14 protein-coding genes are annotated in these 16,547 nt (G+C 68.2%); 5 read left to right on the forward strand and 9 right to left on the reverse strand.

The window, feature by feature from the left end:
- The first annotated feature begins 295 nt into the window (after positions 1 to 295).
- The 5 genes from KA419_04525 to KA419_04545 all read left to right on the forward strand — a co-directional run bounded on the left by KA419_04525 (position 296) and on the right by KA419_04545 (position 7,140).
- Positions 296 to 2,218 (forward strand): 4-alpha-glucanotransferase, encoded by a 1,923-nt coding sequence (locus tag KA419_04525; GenBank protein ID MBP7865193.1) that lies wholly within the window; start codon positions 296 to 298, stop codon positions 2,216 to 2,218.
- A 147-nt stretch (positions 2,219 to 2,365) separates the two neighbouring features.
- Positions 2,366 to 2,902: a lipocalin family protein gene (locus tag KA419_04530; protein MBP7865194.1), complete on the forward strand. Its 537-nt coding sequence runs from the start codon at positions 2,366 to 2,368 to the stop codon at positions 2,900 to 2,902.
- Between the two features lie 181 nt (positions 2,903 to 3,083).
- The gene (locus KA419_04535) at positions 3,084 to 3,980 is read left to right on the forward strand and encodes a proline dehydrogenase family protein (protein ID MBP7865195.1); all 897 of its coding nucleotides are present in this window, start codon (positions 3,084 to 3,086) and stop codon (positions 3,978 to 3,980) included.
- 273 nt (positions 3,981 to 4,253) lie between these two features.
- The gene (gene fusA, locus KA419_04540; protein MBP7865196.1) at positions 4,254 to 6,344 is read left to right on the forward strand and encodes an elongation factor G; all 2,091 of its coding nucleotides are present in this window, start codon (positions 4,254 to 4,256) and stop codon (positions 6,342 to 6,344) included.
- A 10-nt stretch (positions 6,345 to 6,354) separates the two neighbouring features.
- A complete protein-coding gene (locus KA419_04545) occupies positions 6,355 to 7,140 on the forward strand; it encodes a prolipoprotein diacylglyceryl transferase (protein MBP7865197.1) in 786 nt (261 codons plus the stop codon).
- A gap of 25 nt (positions 7,141 to 7,165) precedes the next feature.
- On the opposite strand, the gene KA419_04550 is transcribed toward KA419_04545, so the two are convergent.
- The 9 genes from KA419_04550 to KA419_04590 all read right to left on the reverse strand — a co-directional run bounded on the left by KA419_04550 (position 7,166) and on the right by KA419_04590 (position 16,412).
- On the reverse strand, positions 7,166 to 7,696 hold the full coding sequence (locus KA419_04550; protein ID MBP7865198.1) for a hypothetical protein: 531 nt from the start codon (positions 7,694 to 7,696) through the stop codon (positions 7,166 to 7,168).
- A gap of 44 nt (positions 7,697 to 7,740) precedes the next feature.
- Complete coding sequence (locus KA419_04555; GenBank protein MBP7865199.1) at positions 7,741 to 11,640, reverse strand: protein kinase; 3,900 nt, start codon at positions 11,638 to 11,640, stop codon at positions 7,741 to 7,743.
- Positions 11,641 to 11,948: 308 nt separating this feature from the next.
- On the reverse strand, positions 11,949 to 12,644 hold the full coding sequence (locus KA419_04560) for a peptidylprolyl isomerase (protein MBP7865200.1): 696 nt from the start codon (positions 12,642 to 12,644) through the stop codon (positions 11,949 to 11,951).
- 134 nt (positions 12,645 to 12,778) lie between these two features.
- Positions 12,779 to 13,126, reverse strand: coding sequence for a hypothetical protein (locus tag KA419_04565; protein MBP7865201.1), 348 nt, complete (start codon positions 13,124 to 13,126; stop codon positions 12,779 to 12,781).
- 73 nt (positions 13,127 to 13,199) lie between these two features.
- A complete protein-coding gene (locus KA419_04570; GenBank protein MBP7865202.1) occupies positions 13,200 to 13,829 on the reverse strand; it encodes a hypothetical protein in 630 nt (209 codons plus the stop codon).
- The gene (gene pssA, locus KA419_04575; GenBank protein MBP7865203.1) at positions 13,807 to 14,610 is read right to left on the reverse strand and encodes a CDP-diacylglycerol--serine O-phosphatidyltransferase; all 804 of its coding nucleotides are present in this window, start codon (positions 14,608 to 14,610) and stop codon (positions 13,807 to 13,809) included. Before pssA ends, KA419_04570 begins: the two co-directional genes overlap by 23 nt.
- Positions 14,597 to 15,229 carry a phosphatidylserine decarboxylase gene (locus tag KA419_04580; GenBank protein ID MBP7865204.1) on the reverse strand — a complete coding sequence of 211 codons (633 nt, stop codon included), beginning with the start codon at positions 15,227 to 15,229 and terminating at the stop codon, positions 14,597 to 14,599. Before KA419_04580 ends, pssA begins: the two co-directional genes overlap by 14 nt.
- A complete protein-coding gene (locus KA419_04585; protein ID MBP7865205.1) occupies positions 15,226 to 15,459 on the reverse strand; it encodes a DUF465 domain-containing protein in 234 nt (77 codons plus the stop codon). Before KA419_04585 ends, KA419_04580 begins: the two co-directional genes overlap by 4 nt.
- A gap of 14 nt (positions 15,460 to 15,473) precedes the next feature.
- Entirely contained in the window at positions 15,474 to 16,412 is a 939-nt protein-coding gene (locus KA419_04590; GenBank protein ID MBP7865206.1) for a hypothetical protein, read from the reverse strand.
- Positions 16,413 to 16,547 lie beyond the last annotated feature (135 nt).

Here is a 16,547-nt window from a genome sequence, read left to right on the forward strand (position 1 = left end):
GGCGGGGGATAAAGAGATATTTTACAACAGATCCCGGGTGCCAAGGAGGAAATCTTCAGGGGTCTTCCGGGGCCCCGGCCAGTTCCAGGCTCCGCATCCAGGCGTAGTTCCAGTGGAAATTGTCATCGACCCAGACCCGGTAGGTCAACCGGTCCTCCCTGGAGCCCCGGCCAAGGGGGGGGGTTCTGCGCGATGCTAACGCCGTCGGCCCGCGGGCGGCAAGAAAAATCGCGCCACAGCCCCTCCCGATCGTGGTAACATCCGGGCGTCAATTCCGGTTCGACTGGGAGGCGGCATGGCCGGCCATGAAACGATGATCGCGGAAGCGTTGCGAATCCTGGGGGTGGACAACCTGGTCCTGGCGGTTCACGACGCGTGTTTCCCCGGGCTCCCGGGCCAGGACACCGGGCGCGGGACCCCTTGTTCCGAGGGGGCGGGGCGCTTTCTCCGCTTCGTCCGGGACCTGGGGTTCACGGGTCTGCAGTTCGGCCCCCAGGGACAGACCAGCGACATCAACGCTTCCCCGTACGACGGGACCGTCTTCTCCCGGAACATCCTGTCGATCGCCCTTCACCGCTTCGCGGAGGAGGAACCCTGGGGCGAACTCCTCGGCCCGCACACCCTCGAACGGTGGGCGTGGGGGAGGCCCGCCGGGTCGGAACACCGGACGTCCTACCGTTACGCTTTCGCCGCGGCCCGGGCCTGCCTCCAGGAGATCTACGACAACTGGCGCCGGAGGGTGTCGGCGAAAACCCCCGACCACCCGACCCGGGACATGGACCACGCGTTTCGGGCCTTCCGGGAGGAGAACCGCTTCTGGCTGGAGCGGGACAGCCTCTACGCGGCCCTGGTGGCGGAGTACCGGGGCGCGGCGTGGATCTTCTGGCCGACGACGGGGCCCGGAAGCCTGGACCGCCGTCTCTGGGCCCCTCTCCCCGGCGAGGAGACCTCCGTCAGGGACCGCGTGGCCGCCCTCCGGGCGAAGTACGCCCACCTCCTGGAAGAGTACTGTTTCCGTCAGTTCCTCGCGCATGACCAGCACCGGGAGCTTCGCCAGACGGCGGCGGGCCTGCGGCTGAAGCTCTACGGCGACCTGCAGATCGGGATCTCGGTCTCGGACGCCTGGGCCTGGCAGTCGCTGTACATGACCGATTACCTCATGGGCGCGCCGCCCAGCCGGACCAACCCCGAGGGGCAGCCCTGGAACTTCCCCGTGCTGGACCCGCGGAAGTACCGGGTCGGCGGTCGGCCGGGGCCGGCCCTCGAACTGATGCGGGCACGGATGGACAAGACCTTCGCCGAGTACGACGGGGTACGGCTGGACCACCCCCACGGCCACATCTGCCCGTGGGTCTACCGGGCCGACGACCCCGACCCGCTCCACGCCGTTCAGAACGGCGCCCGGCTGTTCTGTTCCCCCGATCTTCCCGATCACCCCGCCCTGGCGTCCCTGGCCATCCCCCGTCCCGGACAGATCAACCGGTCTCCCGGGGTGGCCCGCTACGCGGACGAGTGGGTGAAGGCGCTCGAACCGGCGCAGGTGGAGCGTTACAGCGTTCTCTTCGACGTCATCGTGGAGGCGGCGCACTGTCACGGCCGGCGGACCGGCGACATCCTGGCCGAGGTCCTCAGCACCATGCCGTACCCCCTCGGTGAGGTCCTGAAACGGTACGGGCTCGGGCGATTCCGCGTGACCCAGAAAGCGAACCTGCAGAACCCGGAGGACGTCTACCGGACCGAAAACGCCCGGAGCGCGGACTGGGTCATGACGGGCAACCACGACACCCCGCCCCTGCGGCTGCTGGCGGAGCGGTGGCACGGTACCCCAGCGGCCGCCGAGCAGGCCGCCTACCTCGGGGCGAAACTCTGCCCCGACGCGTCCGCCCGCCCCGCCTTCGTCGAAACGCTGGAAGCGGACCCCGGGGCGCTGGTCCGGGCCAAGTTCGCCGACCTCCTGGCCTGCCCCGCGCGGAATGTCATGGTCTTCTTCACGGACCTCTTCGGCATGCGGGAGATCTACAACGCCCCGGGGACCGTGAACGAGAGCAACTGGATGCTCAGGGTCCCCGAGGATTACGCCGCGGAGTACGAGAGGCGCAGGCAGGAAGGCTTCGCCCTGGACATCCCCCGGACGGCGGCCCTGGCCCTGAGGGCCCGGGGTCTCGCGCCCGACCTGGCGACCCGCCTGGAGCAAGGCGCCCCGCCGGCACGGCCCTGAAGCGGAGCGGATGCATCCATCGGCCGTTGTTCCCATCCAAGGAGTGGGCCGGCCGTGCCTGGCCTTGCCTTTTGACGACGGCTTCTCCAGGGGTCAGTCGGCCGGCGTCGGGGGAAGAACATGAAAAAATCATTGAAAGGGAAAAACATGCGTTACTCCATTGTGGTGCTTCTCGTCGGGGCGGTGATCCTCCTGGTGACCTCGTCGGGCTGCCTGGGGATCCCGGAGGGGGTCCGGGCCGTCACCGGTTTCAAGCTGGATCGGTATCTCGGCAAGTGGTACGAGGTTGCCCGTCTGGACCACTCCTTCGAGCGCGGGCTTTCCCGGGTCACCGCCGATTACTCCCTCCGCCCGGACGGCGGGGTCAAGGTCCTCAACCGGGGTTACAACGCCGGGAAGGGGAAGTGGAAGGAAGCCGAGGGGAAGGCCTTCCCCCTCGAATCCCCGGAAACGGGCCGTTTCAAGGTGTCCTTTTTCGGCCCTTTCTACGCCAGTTACAACATCATCGACCTGGACGCGGACAACTATGCCTGGGCCCTGGTCTGCGGTCCGAAGCGGAATTATCTCTGGATCCTCTCCCGCACGCCGTCCCTTGAACGTGCCGTTCGGGACCGGTTGGTGGAAAAGGCCCGGGCCTGGGGCTTCCCCGTGGACCAGTTGATCTGGGTGGAGCACCGGCAGTGAGAGTGGGCCGTGCAGCCCGTGGCGCAGCGTGGCCGGACCGGGGCGGCCCGGGAGGCCGTGGTCCCGTGCGCCGCCGGGAGGGAACCGCGCCGTGGCGCCCGGTCACCACCGGCTTCGCGCAAGGGAGCCCCGGTGAGCACGACGTCTTCAATCGCGGCCATTTCATGAGGGGGGAATCGCCTTGAGCCTGAAGCAGCGCCTGGTCAACCTGACGCCGGGGCGTCTCGTCCGCCTGTTCGCCGCCCCCTACATTGCCGGGGACAGCGCCGCGAAGGCTGTGGAGACCGCCCGTACGCTGTGGGACTCGCGCGGGGTCCGGTCGACCCTCGACCTGCTGGGGGAAGACCTCCGGGAGGACGGGGAAGGGGAGCGGTCCCTCGCCGCCTACCACCGCTTGCTCGAGATCCTGGGCCCCCAGCCTTTCGCCACCCTCTCCCTCAAGCCCACCCAGTTCGCCGCGGGCGGAGAACCGGGACCCTACCGCCGGCGCATCGGGGAGATTGCGCGGGCGGCGCTCTCGAAGGGCATCGGCGTGACCCTCGACATGGAGGATCACCGCTTCACCGACCTGACGCTCGGGGTCTACCGCGACCTCCTGCCCGAGGTCCCCGGGCTCGGGACCGTCCTTCAGTCGCGCCTCCACCGGACCCGGGAGGACATTCTCGCGCTCCGGGGGCTTGCGGCGAGGGTCCGGATCTGCATCGGCATCTACCTCGAACCGCCCGACATCGCGCTTCGGCAGAAGCCCGCCATGAAGGAGCGGCTGGTCGAGTTCACGGGGCTCCTGCTCGACGGGGGGCATTACGTGGAGATCGCCACCCACGACGAGGCGGTCCTGGACCGGGCCCTCGCGGTGGCCGAGCGCCTCAACCCCCGGCGGGACCGTTTCGAGGTCCAGATGCTGCTGGGGGTCCCGCGGCTGCGCGTCCAGGACGAACTGGTCCGCCGGGGGGTTCGGGTGCGCCTGTACGTCCCCTACGCCGAGAACTGGAAGGACGCCGTGGGCTACTGCAAGCGCCGCCTCGCCGCCAACCCGTCCATGGGCGCCCAGGTGCTGCGCAACCTCTTCCGCCGTTAGAATACCCTCGCCCTCCGGGCGACGGCTAAGACAGGGGTCTTGCAAAGCCTTTCCCGCTCGTTCCCCGGTCTTTTTATGGGCTCATCACTGTTGAATAGGAAAGCGGGTCCCCGCCGTTCCCCAAACGGGTCCCGCAGGGGAGGGGCGAGGCGCTTCGCCCGGCGTCAGGGAGGGGCCGCAACGCCGTGTTTTCCTGTTGAATCCCCTCTTGCCGCATGGTAATATCGCCCTCTTTTGCGACCGGCAGGAAAAAACACCAAGGAGTGACGGCATATGAAAGTTTACGACACCGACAAGATCCGGAATCTGGTTTTCATCGGCCACGGGGGCTGCGGCAAGACCTCGCTCGTGTCGGGCATGCTCTACTCCACGGGGATGACGACCCGCCTGGGGAAAGTGGACGAAGGCAACGCGGTGACGGATTTCGACGAGGACGAGATCGCCCGCAAGGTCAGCATCCGCAGCGCCCTGGCGTACTGTGAGCACGACAAGCACAAGCTCAACCTCCTCGACACCCCGGGGTACATGGCGTTCATCCAGGGGGCGCGGGAAGCCATCCGTGTCGCCGACACGGCCATGGTGGTGGTGGACGCGGTGTCGGGCGTCGAGGTCCAGACGGAGAAGGTGTGGGAGTTCGCCAACGAGGCCGGGCTTCCCCGCTGCGTCGTCATCAGCAAGATGGACCGTGAGAACGCGGATTTCGGCAAGGTGCTCGAGAACGTCCAGGAAGTCTTCGGCCGCGCGGCCGTCCCCGTCCAGATTCCTGTCGGGAAGGAGAAGGACTTCAAGGGCGTGATCGACCTGATCACCGGAAAGGCGCACCTTTACAAGGACGACACCGGCAAGTGCGAGACCGTGGACGTCCCCGCGAACCTCAAGGGCGAGTTCGACACGCGCCGGGAGCAGTTGGTGGAGTTCGTCGCCGAGAGCGACGAGGACTTGATGACCAAGTTCTTCGACAGCGGTTCCCTGGACGACGCCGACCTTGTCGCCGGCCTGAAGAAGGGAATCCTGTCCCAGGCCATCGCCCCGGTGTTCTGCGCGTCCGGCATGCTCAACTACGGGACCACCCAGCTGGCCGACGCCGCGGTCCGGTACCTGCCGTCCCCCCTCGAGCGGGCCGTCTTCACCGCCACCGACCCGAAAACAAACGAGGCGGTCGAGCGGAAGATTTCCGCCGACGAGCCCGTGGCTGCCTACGTCTTCCGGACGGTTGCGGACCCCTTCGCCGGCCGCATCAGCATCTTCAAGGTGTACAGCGGGGTCATGAAATCCGACTCCTCGCTCTACAACGTGGCGGCCGAGACCGTCGAGCGCATCGGCGCCCTCCAGGTGGTCCAGGGCAAGAACGTGGCCCCGGTCGGCGAGGTCAAGGCGGGCGACATCGGCGCGGTCACCAAGCTGAAGGCCACCCTGACCGGCCACAGCCTGTCCGACCAGTCCAGGCCCGTGGTCTTCAGCCAGTTGAAGTACCCCGAGGCCGCCATCAGCTTCGCCATCGAGCCCAAGAGCCGCGGCGACGAGGAGAAGATCAGCATCGCCCTGGCCCGTATGAAGGAAGAGGACCCCATGATCTCCTTTCTGCGCGACCCCCAGACCAAGGAACTCCTGGTGGCCGGGTCCGGCCAGCTCCACGTGGAAGTGGTCGTGGAGCGCATGAAGACCCGCTACGGCGTGGACGTTCTCCTGAAAATGCCCAAGATCCCCTACCGTGAAACCATCACCGGCAAGGCCGACGTCCAGGGCCGCCACAAGAAGCAGACCGGCGGGCACGGCCAGTTCGGCGACTGCAAGGTCCGCATGGAGCCGCAGCCCCGGGGCGCCGGGTTCTCCTTCGAGGACGACATCTTCGGCGGCGCCATCCCCAAGACCTACATCCCGGCGGTGGAGAAGGGGATCCTGGAGTCGGCCGAGCGCGGCTACCTCGCGGGATACCCCGTGGTGGACTTCAAGGTCTCCCTCTACGACGGCTCCTACCACGAGGTGGACTCCTCGGAAATGGCCTTCAAGATCGCGGGTTCGCTGGCCTTCAAGAAGGCGATGGAAGTGGCGAAGCCGGTCCTGCTGGAGCCGATCATGCAGGTGGAGGTCCACGTGCCCGAAGAGAACGCCGGCGACATCATGGGGAACCTGAACTCCCGGCGCGGCCGCGTGCAGGGGATGGACTCCCGGGGCAAGTTCACGGTGATCCGTGCCATGGTGCCCATGGCCGAGATGCTGACCTACGCCCCCGACCTCACCTCCATGACGGGCGGCCGCGGTTCCTACACCATGGAGATCCAGGGCTACGAGATCGTCCCCTCCCACATCCAGGCCAAGATCGTGGAAGCGGCCAAGAAGGAGCGGGAGGAGGAGGCCGAGTAGGCTTCACCCCATGTTCCCCTCGGAATTTCACATCGGGTTCTTCCCCATCTCCGCCTACGGCCTGTTGGTGACCGCGGGCTTCTTCTCGGGGTTGATCACCACCTCCATTCTGGCGAAGCGCTACGAGAAGCAGGAGTCCCGCCTGATCTGGGACTTCACCGTCACCATGATCCTGGTGGCCCTGGTGGGGGCGAAACTCCTGCTCATCGTCACCGACAGCACCTACCTGTCCAACCCCGCGAACATCTTCACCATCGAGTACCTGCGCTCGGCCGGGGTCTTCTACGGGGGCTTCGTTTTCGCCGCCCTCTATTCGATCTGGTACTTCCGCAAGTACAAGCTGCCCGGCTGGAAGATCGCCGACGCCTACGGGCCCGGCCTGGCCCTCGGGCACATGTTCGGGCGGATCGGCTGCTTCATGGCGGGGTGCTGCCACGGCGCCCCAACGGACTCGCCGCTGGGCGTCACCTTCAGCGACATCCAGTGCCAGGTCCCCAACGAGTTCCTCAACCGGCCTCTGTGGCCCACCCAGGCCATGGAGGCCGTGTTCAACCTGCTCCTCTTCGGTTTCCTGCTCCTCCGTTACCGCCGGAAAGCCTTCGACGGCCAGATCGTGCTGACCTATGCCCTGGCCTACTCCCTCTTCCGCTTCCTCATCGAGTTCCTCCGGGGGGACGAGCGGGGGTTCATCCTCGTGCACATCTCCACCTCCCAGTTCATCGCCATCCTCATCTTCCCCGTGGCGCTGGTCCTCTACCTCCTCCGGCGCAAGGCCGCCCCGACGACGAAGCAATAACAACCGTCAGGGTGTTCGGCTCCGTTTATCCGCCGTGAACGGGTTTTTCAGGCCGGAAGCCCGCTCCGCCGGCCTCCGGATCAAGTGGGTGTACCACGCCTTCTACCCCTTCCAGTTCGACCTGAACTACGCGAACCCGCGGGTTGTCCGCGAGGTCTACCGGATCTTCGCCTTCTGGGCCAACCGGGGCATCGACGTCTTCCGCCTCGACGCAATGCCGTCCGAACTGATGAGCCAGGACGGCATGCCCATCCTCTGCGGTGGCGACGAGGCGGCGGCCCCGAACAACCCGGGCTTCGTCGACAGCGAGGAGGCGGCGCGCACGGCGTACTGCCGGCAGGCCGGCATTAAAGCCCTGGGGACCCGCGACACCCGCGACCTCGGGCGGGGGCCGGTTTCGCCGAAACGTCTCGAGGACGCCGAGTCCGGGCGGGGGCACCCGCTCGCGTCGAGACCCTTCCGCGACCTGTTCACCGGGTGCGAGGTCGTCCCGGAAACGCGCGGCGTCATGGCGGTTTTCCAACTTCCCTTTTGGAAAGAATTTGAAGATCGTCAAACGCAGCTTCGCGAACCCGCGTCGCGGTCCGGCCGACCGCGGCTTCAGGCCTGTTCCGGCGAGGGGGAGGGCGGGTCGGCAGGGCAGGGGACCCAGGTCATCGTCCGGTGGTTTTCGGGGACGCGTTCCAGGAAACTCCGGCGCCATTGGGGATCCACGATGCGCTCCGCGCGCTCCCGGAGCTTTTCTTGCGCGGCCCCGATGAACGCCTCCGCTTCGCCGTGAAACCCGCAGGCCGCCAGGGCGTCGGCGTGAACCAGCCGCAGGAAGGATTCCCCCGCGTCGAGCGCCCTGAGTTCACGGAGGATGCCGATTCCTTGCCTGGCGGTCTCCAGGGCCGCCGCGGGATCTCCCCCGGCCAGGAGGACCCGGGCCTTGACGGCCAGCGCGTAGGCACGGGTGGGAAGGATCTGCTCGGCACAGGCCAGGGAGCGGTTGATCTCCGCGTCGGCCTCCGCCCGTTCGCCGCGCTGGAGCAGCATGAGGGCCCGGTGGAGACGCGCGATGGCTTCCATGCGCAGTTCCCCCTGACCGGCGGCGGCCCGGGCGGCCAGGGCGCCGGCTTCCAGGGCTTCGTCCGTCAGCCCCAGGCAGGCCAGGACCGGGACGAGGTCGGTGCGCACGGAAGCGGCGACGCCTTCCAGGCCGAGCTTCTCCGCCGACGCCAGGGCCCGGGTCAGGACCTGCCGGGCATCGTCGTAGGCGCCCAGGTCCCCGTAGGCCCACCCGGCGTTTCCGCGCTGAAGGCAGGCGTTCCGGAGGTCCCCCGCCAGGGCGAAGTGCTCCGCCGACTGTTCCATCAGCACGAGGAACCCGGCCGAATCCCCCTGAACCAGGCACTTGAAGCCGAGCCAACGCTCCAGCCAGGCGCGGAGGAGGGGATCGTCAGGGATCATCCGGCCCTGGACGGACCTCAGGAGGGGTTCCGCCGCCTGGGGGCGCCCCCCCAGGAGGAGTTTCACCGCCGCCTGTGTGCAGGCCTGGACCAGTTCGGCATTGGGGGGGGTATTCCGTACCGCCCCGACAAGTTCCGTGGTCATTACCTCGACGGTGTCCAGGTCGCCCTGGGTCCCCGCCGCTTCCGCGACCAACCCCGCGGCGCGCAGCCACCCGGTCCCGTAACGCGGGAGGAGCGCCAGGGCGTCGAACCCGGCGCGGATCGCCTCGTCCATCCGCCCGAGCCAGTCCAGGGCCTCGGCCTCGAGAACGTGAACCTCGCCTTTCAGCTCACCGCCGGCCCCCAGGGCGATGGCCCGCTGCACGCAGTGGAGGGTGCCCTCGAGGTCATTCCCCTCGAGGGCCTGCCCCGCGGCCTGGCGGTAGAGGCCCGCGGCGGGCCCGGCTTCCCCGCCGCGCTCGTGGTGCTCGGCGAGGACCCGGCTGTTGCGCTCCCCGGCCTGCTCCAGCCACCCGGCGGCCAGGCGGTGACCCAGGGCGCGGTCCGGGGCCGTCAGCATGCCGTAGGCCGCCTCCTGCATCACGGCGTGGCGGAATTCGTACTCCTTCCCGGGGGGGAACCGGCTCTGGGGGACGGCCGCGACCACCTCTTCGTCCACGAGCCGGGAGAGCCAGGCCTCGACGTCTCCCACCCGCCAGTCCGGGCCAAGGAGATGGGCGACCCCCCCCTGCCAGAAAACCTGCCCGAAGACGGCCGCGGCCCTCAGGACCCGGCGGGCTTCCACCGGAAGACGCTCCAGGCGCGACAGGACCATGGCCACCACGCTGCCCGGGAGGGTCAGGGCCGGGTCGTCGCGGAACGCCCGCACCAGTTCCTCGACGAAAAACGGGCTCCCGGCGGACCGTGCGACGATCCTCGCCCGGACCTCCTCCGGGGTCGATGGCCCCATCGCCTCCGACACCAGCCGATCGGTGGCGCGGCGTGACAGGGAAGCCAGCCGGATTTCCTGCACGCCGCGCGCCGCCCACAACCCCGGAAACAGGTCGTGGACCTCGGGACGGGCGGTTGCGAGGACGAAGAGGGAGGATTCGGAGAGGTTTCTCAACACCGCGTCCAGGCAGTGGACCGTGGGCACGTCGCCCCAGTGGAGGTCTTCCAGCACCACCAGGACGTTGTGGTCGGCGCACTCCGCCGCCAGCCAGACCTCCACGGCCTGCCGGAGCTGGTCGCCCAGGGCCCGGGGGTTGAGTTCACCCGAGGGGAGGTGCGCCCGCGGCCGGGCGACCGCCGGCAGCCCCAGCATGGGCGCGAAAAAGTGTGAGACCCTGTCCCTCGGCTCGCCGGAAAGGACCCGGCCGAGGAAGCGGTCGAGCTTCCGGAGGCCCTCCGCGTCCGGCTCCCCGGGCTGAAGACCCACCGCCCCCCGGATCATTTCCCGGAGCAGGAAGAAGGGTGCCCCGAGGCTGATGCGATCACCCCGGGCGGTGAGCACGAACACGTCGCCCGCCCGCCGGACTTCCGCCAGGAACTCGGAGACGAGGCGGGATTTCCCCATCCCGGGCTCGGCGATCACCAGGGCCACCCGGGCCACCCCGTCCGCGGTGCTCTCGGCCAGCAGGCCCCGCAGCGTGCCCAGCTCCCGCTCCCTCCCCACGAAGGGCGTGGGCCGCCCGAGGAGCCTCCGCGCGGGGACCGCCTCGCTCGCCCCCTCGTCCAGGGTCATCCAGCCGCCCTGTTCACGGATTTCGAAATGCCCGCGGACCAGGCCGGCCGTCGCCCCGTCCAGGTAGATGGCGCCCCGCGTCGTGTCGGGGTCCGTCCGGACGGTCCTGAGCATCTCGGCGTACCGCTCGGTCAACGGGCCGGTCGGGGTGGCCCCGTCCATCTCGGTGTTGCCCGTCGTGACGACGAGCTCCCCGCCCCCGAACGCGTCCCGAAGGTTGACGGCGCACCGGACGGCCTGGCAGGCCTGGTCACGGGCGAGTTCCGAGCCCGTGAGCGTGAGGAGCACGGTCCCGTCCGGGCGGGATTCCCACCGGGCCCCGAACGTCCGGGCCGACTGTTCCAGCGAGCGCACCAGGCCGGCGTCGAGGGCGGCCCCCGGCGTCGGTCGGGCGGGTTTGCCCGCGATGACGGTGACCAGTTTCTGTTCCCGGACGCTGAGGGATGTCGCCGGACCGGGGTGCTCATCGTCCGCCTCCCCGGAAATGACACAGGCCTTGAACAGCTCGACGACGGCCGACCCGTCCGCCGGACGGCGGTCAGGTTCCTTGGCCAGCATCCGGGACACCCATCCCCGGATCTTGTCGGAGACCCCCGGGAAATGTTTTCCCCTGAAGGGGTTTTCACACACCATGATGGCGGCGAGCACGGCGAGGACGGAGTCGCCGTCGAAGGCCTTCCGACCTGTCAGGCACTCGAACAGGACGCACCCCAGGGAGAAGACGTCCGCCCGGGGCGTGACGTGGTGGGCCCCCCGCGCCTGCTCGGGGGCAAGGTAGAACGGCGTCCCCACCACGTCGGCGGTGGCCGTGAGGGTCAGGGTGGCCGTGCGGGCCAGGGCGACCCCGAAGTCGAGGACCCGGGCGCGGCGCACCTCCCCCCGCTCCAGGAAAATGTTCCCGGGCTTGAGGTCGCGGTGCACCACGCCCATCCCGTGCGCGAGGCCCAGGGCGGACCCGACCCGCCGCGCCAGGGCCGCCACCTCGCCGGGCATCAGGGGGCCGCGCTTGAGCCGCGCGGCGAGGTCCTCCCCCTCCAGCCACTCCATGGCCAGGAAGGGGTTTCCGCCCGGGGTGAGACCGTGGGCGACGTAGCACACGATGGCGGGGTGAACGAGCCGGGAGAGGAGGGAGGCCTCGCGGTGAAAACGGGCCACCGAGGAGGGCTCCAGGTCGTGGAGGACCTTGAGGGCCAGGGGCGTGTCGCCGCTTTCGGTGTCGAGGGCCCGGTACACCGTCCCCATCCCGCCGCGCCCGACCTGGCGCTCGACCCGGAAGCGGTCGGCGACGAGGTCGCCGGGCTGGAGTATCTGCAATGTCGTCAAGGTTCCCTGCCTGCCTTCGCGGTCAACTTATCGGACGACCACCGGGGAGTCAAGGGGATTCTTGCGGGGTTCGGGGCGTCGCACGCAAATTACGTCCTGGCCGGACGACTTCGACCGCTTGGGCGAAGAGCGGATCATCCGGTCGTCAGCCCAGGGCGGAAGAAGTGTGTCGGCACGTCCCGAAAGCGGCAGCTCGAAGACTCGCCGCCGGACAAGGGCGGCTCGGAGACTCGCTGCCGGCGGGGCTGGCCACGTGGGCATCTTGATCGGCAACGACGATGCGCGCAAGCTGAAGCTTGCGCCACCACCTACTTTCGGGTTTTTTCCTTGCCTTTCTCTTCGGGTCTGGGGGGCGGGGGCTCCTCGAAGCGGACGCTCTTGATGACCACCATGTCCTTCGGGTGGGTCGGGAGGTCGGGCGCGAGGGTGGGGGCCAGGGAGATCTTCCTCGCCACGTCCAGGCCCTTCGTCACCCGGCCGATGATGGTGTACTCGTGCTCCCACTTGGGGTAGTCGGCCACGCAGATGAAGAACTGGCTGGAGGCGGAGTCCTTGTCCCGCCCGTGGGCCATGGCCACGGCGCCGGCGGTCATCTTCAGGTCGTTGTCCTCGAAGGGGATGAACACCCCCGCGTCGCCTTTGCCGTCGTCGTAGAAGTTCCGGTCCTTGCTGTTGGGGCAGCCGGCCTGCACCATGGTGTTGCGGAGGACCCGGTGGAAGCCGACGCCGTCGTAGAACCCCCTGGCCGCGAGCTGCTTGACCTGGTAGGCGTTCCGGGGGGCCTGCCCGGGCTCCAGCTTGATGGTGATCTCCCCGGCGTCGGTGACCAGGGTGAAGGTGTCGGACGCGGGGAGGGTGAACGGCTTGGGCTCGGGCGACGCCGTGGCGGCGGCCGTGGAGTCCGGCTTTGCCGCCTCCCGCGGCGTCTCGGCGGAACACGACCCCAGGACCGACAGCAGGGTGACGGCCGACAGAATCAATCCGGCAGTGCGCAGGCTTTTCATCCCTATCCTCCTTGAGAAAAACGCGGCGTTTCGGATCACGATCCCGCTGGTCCCTAGCCGGGGTGCCGGGGTCGTGCGGATCGCTGCCGGGACCGTCGTCCCGACGGTTGTCGAAACGACGGAACGGCAAGCGCTTACTGGATGCTCCCCGGGGCCAGCCCGCCGTCCATCTTCTTCATCAGCACCCCCTGTTTCTCGAGGTTCTGGAAGATCTGGTCGAGCTGCTGCTTCAGCTTGACCAATGAACTGATGGACATGCCGATCCGGTGGATGACGTTGGCCTCGAGGATGTCGTCGGGCTGGGCCGTCCCGGTCTGCAGCTTCTGGTTGATGTCCAGCACCTGCTTGAGATCCACGACGCAGACGTCCAGGATCACGTCCATGTCCACCTGCATGATGGCGAACTGGTTGGCGAATTCGACGCGGTGCTTTTCGTCCTTGGGGTAAACGAACTTCACGGGGATGTTGCGGGTCGGGTTCATGGGGACTCCTGTCATCGATAGAATTCGGTGATGGGGCACCGGGGAAACGGAACGGGCCTCGCCGGGAGCCCGCTCAGAGGTCCGTCGGGGCTTCGGCGGGGCATCGCAGGGTGATCCGGACGGGCTCGGCGCCGCCCAGGAAGCCCAGGAAGCCCAGGGTCAACTCCCGGTCGAGGTCCTTCGGTTCCCTGATCGGGAAGTAGAGGACGCCCCACGCCTCCCGCCCGGCGTCCAGGGGCCCCTCGGGGAGCTGCAACGCGCTGAAGGCCGTGCGGAAGGCCTCGATTTCCGCGTCGCTGTACATGCGGACGCCGTAGCGCTTGAGGAGGCGCTTCTGAACCCGCTCGAAGGGGACCGGCGACACCGGCTTCCCCCCCGGTTGCAGGGTGAAGCGGGCGTTCTGCCATGACAGTGGCGCCGACGACGTGGTCCGAAGGCCGACGAAGACGGGAAGGATGCCGGCGGACGGCAGGTCCGCGTCGAAAACGGCCAGGCTGTCGGCCGCCGACGCCAGGACCCGGGCCCGAAGGGTGACCCCGCCCGACTCCGCCGTGCCCGTCCAGAAGTCGCTCCGCTGCAGAAAGCCCTGCTGGAGCGCGGGGCGGGGCAGGGGACGGATCCCGATGCACCCGCCCGCGGCCAGGAGGGCCAGGGCGGCGGCCAGGGCGCCGGGGGTGAACCTACTCTGCGGGTGCTTCCTCATGCTCGTGGTGGGCCGGCTGAGAGTGGTGCGCGAACAGCTTGCGCCGGAGCGTCCCCACAATCCCCGAGAGAAAATAGAGGCCGGCGATGGCCATCAGCAGTTCGTGGGAGAAGAAGTAGACGCCCGTCAAAAGCAGGGCGATGAGGACGATGGTGAAGTAGGGCTTGTCCTTGTTGAAACTGAGACTCTTCATGCTGGCGAAGCGCATGGTGCTGATCATGAAGATCCCGAGGACGGTGGCCATCGGGAAGAGCCAGTAAATGAACACGTTCGGGTCGAAGATCTGGAGGTGGGGGTACTTCGCGGAGAAGTGCACCAGGGCCGCCACGACGCCCGCGGCCGCGGGGATGGGCAGACCCAGGAAGTGCTTGATCCCGGGCGTCTGGACGTTGAACCGCGCGAGGCGCATGACGCCGCAGACCATGTAGAGGAAGCAGGCGATCCAGCCCCAGGTCCAGTAGTCCTGCGGACAGTGGAGCAGGCGGGGCCAGTTCAGCAGCATCACCGCCGGCGCCAGCCCGAAGGAGATGGCGTCGGCCAGGGAATCCAGCTGGAGGCCGAACTGGCTGGTCGTTCCCGTCATCCGGGCGAGCCGGCCGTCGAGGCCGTCCAGGAGAATGGCGATGCCGATTGCCTTGGCCGCGAGGTCCATGGCGCCCTTTTCCCCGGTCATCAGGATCGTGATGGCGAAGAAGCCGCAGAAGATGTTCGCGGTGGTCAGAAGGGAGGGGAGGATGAAGATCCCTCGGCGTGGAAAAGCTTTTTTGTCAATGGTTTCCATTGTCCGTCTTCTTTGTGGCGATGATGGTGCAGGCTGCACGGACCCGGTCCCCGGGTTTCACGGCGGCCACGAGCCCCGCCGGCAGCCAGATGTCGACACGGGAACCGAAACGGATCATGCCGATGCGGTCCCCCTTTTCCAGGGTGTCCCCGACGCGCTTGCGGAAGACGATCCGCCGGGCCAGGATCCCGGCGACCTGCGAGAAGCGGAGCCTCCCGTGGGCACCCTCGACGACGATGACGTTCCGCTCGTTCTCGAACGGGGCCCGTTCCGCGTAAGCCGGGAGGAACTTGCCGGGGCAGTGCCGGTACTCGAGGACCCGCCCTGGCACGGGGGAGCGGTTGACGTGCACATCGAGGACGTTCATGAAAATGCTGATGAACTGAACGTAACCCTCGTTGGCGGCCGGGTCGAGGCCCTTGACCGCGATGACCCGGCCATCGGCCGGGGAGACGGCGTTCTCGCCCGGCGGGACCCGCCGCGCGGGGTCCCGGAAAAAGTTGACAAAGAACACGGTCAGGACGACGCCCGGCAGGGCCAGGGGCCACGACGCCAAGCCTCCCGCGACCGCGATCAGCAGGCCGGCCAGAATGAACGGGATGCCCTCCCGGTCGATCATTTCCCACCTTCGTGGGCTTTCCGGTATTCCTCGGCCATCCGGAGCATCCGGTCCTTGGCCGCCAGTTTTTTCTTCTTCAATTCCGCTTCCAACCGCTGGTCTTCCGGCGAGAGGTACTTTCGGGAGGACAAGTCGGCCAGTTCCTTGTCCAGTCGCCGGTGCTCGGCGGCGATCCGCCGGAACTGCTCGTCCTCCGCCATGAGGAGTTCCTTGATTTCCTCAAACCACATACGGGCCTCCTTGGTCAGTGCTTGTCGCGTCTGCCGCCCGGACGGGCCGGGTAATAGATTTCGAGGCCGGGTTCCCGGAGCGCGATCCGGACCCGGGGGGCCCGGGGCGCTTTCTTCGCCGGGGGGGTCTCGATTGCCATCTCGTAGCACCAGAGCAGGTTAGCCAAGGCCATCCGGCCGGCTGTCGCCGCATCGATCCGGTCCTGAACCATGGCCAGCGGTGAGCCGATCTCCCGCAGGGCCGCCTGGAGGGCGGCGAGGCGGTCGGCCGCCGGGTCGCTCCCGGTGAAGACCACGGCGAGGACCGGGATGGAGGGGTCCAGGGCCTCCATCACCTCGCGCCCCGGTCTGCCCGCCTTGTTGCTCATGACCCAGATCAGGGCCTTGCGCGGCTGGGGCATCTCCCGAAGGGTCCGAACGGCATGGGCGACCACGGCCGGGACCATATCTCCCCCCGCCGGATACCGGACGGTGTCGGGGGGGATCGCGAGGCTCCCGAAATTCTCCCGGACGGCTCGCTCGGAGGACAGGAGGTGCGGGCGGAAACGGCTGACCACGTCCCGCACATCCTTGCGGGAGGCGCCCGGGGAGACGAACCGGACCGGGACGAAACCGTACGAGTCCATGAACAGGTCGTCCTCGAAGCGCAGCATCGAGTAGATCCCCTGCAACAGCTGGTCGATGCCGTAAATCCCCTCGCGGATGTCGGGAGCGCCGTGGTCGAAGAGGACCCCCACGGCCACCGGCGTGTCGGGGTTGTGAACGAAGTCGGCGATCTTCGCGGGGCGGCCGTCCACCGTGACGGTGAACCCGGACGAGGGCAGCCCGTCCACGGGGCCTCCGGACGGCTCCTGGACGAAACAGGTCAGCCTCAGGAGCCGGGGGGGCGGCGCCTCGGCCGCGGCCGCGGGCAGGGCCGCCGACAGAAGGCACAGCAGTGCCCCGACCCGCATGCGCCTCGTGTGTCTTGAATCCGATGCCATGGATCTCCCGGCCGGAATCCCTCGCGGATTCCGGGCTCATCATACATGGTGCACGCCGTTCGGTTCAAGGAAAATTCCGGGCGAAGGCCCGGGATGACGGCCCGG

Source organism: Acidobacteriota bacterium, assembly GCA_018001935.1.
GTDB lineage: Bacteria > Acidobacteriota > JAAYUB01 > JAAYUB01 > JAAYUB01 > JAGNHB01.

What these genes read in the sequence shown, in the direction of transcription:
- KA419_04525 (MBP7865193.1), top strand. Translation starts at nt 296, where the DNA reads ATGGCCGGCCATGAAACGATGATCGCGGAAGCGTTGCGAATCCTGGGG.
- KA419_04530 (MBP7865194.1), top strand. Translation starts at nt 2,366, where the DNA reads ATGCGTTACTCCATTGTGGTGCTTCTCGTCGGGGCGGTGATCCTCCTG.
- fusA (MBP7865196.1), top strand. Translation starts at nt 4,254, where the DNA reads ATGAAAGTTTACGACACCGACAAGATCCGGAATCTGGTTTTCATCGGC.
- KA419_04545 (MBP7865197.1), top strand. Translation starts at nt 6,355, where the DNA reads ATGTTCCCCTCGGAATTTCACATCGGGTTCTTCCCCATCTCCGCCTAC.
- KA419_04560 (MBP7865200.1), bottom strand. Translation starts at nt 12,644, where the DNA reads ATGAAAAGCCTGCGCACTGCCGGATTGATTCTGTCGGCCGTCACCCTG.
- KA419_04565 (MBP7865201.1), bottom strand. Translation starts at nt 13,126, where the DNA reads ATGAACCCGACCCGCAACATCCCCGTGAAGTTCGTTTACCCCAAGGAC.
- KA419_04570 (MBP7865202.1), bottom strand. Translation starts at nt 13,829, where the DNA reads ATGAGGAAGCACCCGCAGAGTAGGTTCACCCCCGGCGCCCTGGCCGCC.
- pssA (MBP7865203.1), bottom strand. Translation starts at nt 14,610, where the DNA reads ATGGAAACCATTGACAAAAAAGCTTTTCCACGCCGAGGGATCTTCATC.
- KA419_04580 (MBP7865204.1), bottom strand. Translation starts at nt 15,229, where the DNA reads ATGATCGACCGGGAGGGCATCCCGTTCATTCTGGCCGGCCTGCTGATC.
- KA419_04585 (MBP7865205.1), bottom strand. Translation starts at nt 15,459, where the DNA reads ATGTGGTTTGAGGAAATCAAGGAACTCCTCATGGCGGAGGACGAGCAG.
- KA419_04590 (MBP7865206.1), bottom strand. Translation starts at nt 16,412, where the DNA reads ATGCGGGTCGGGGCACTGCTGTGCCTTCTGTCGGCGGCCCTGCCCGCG.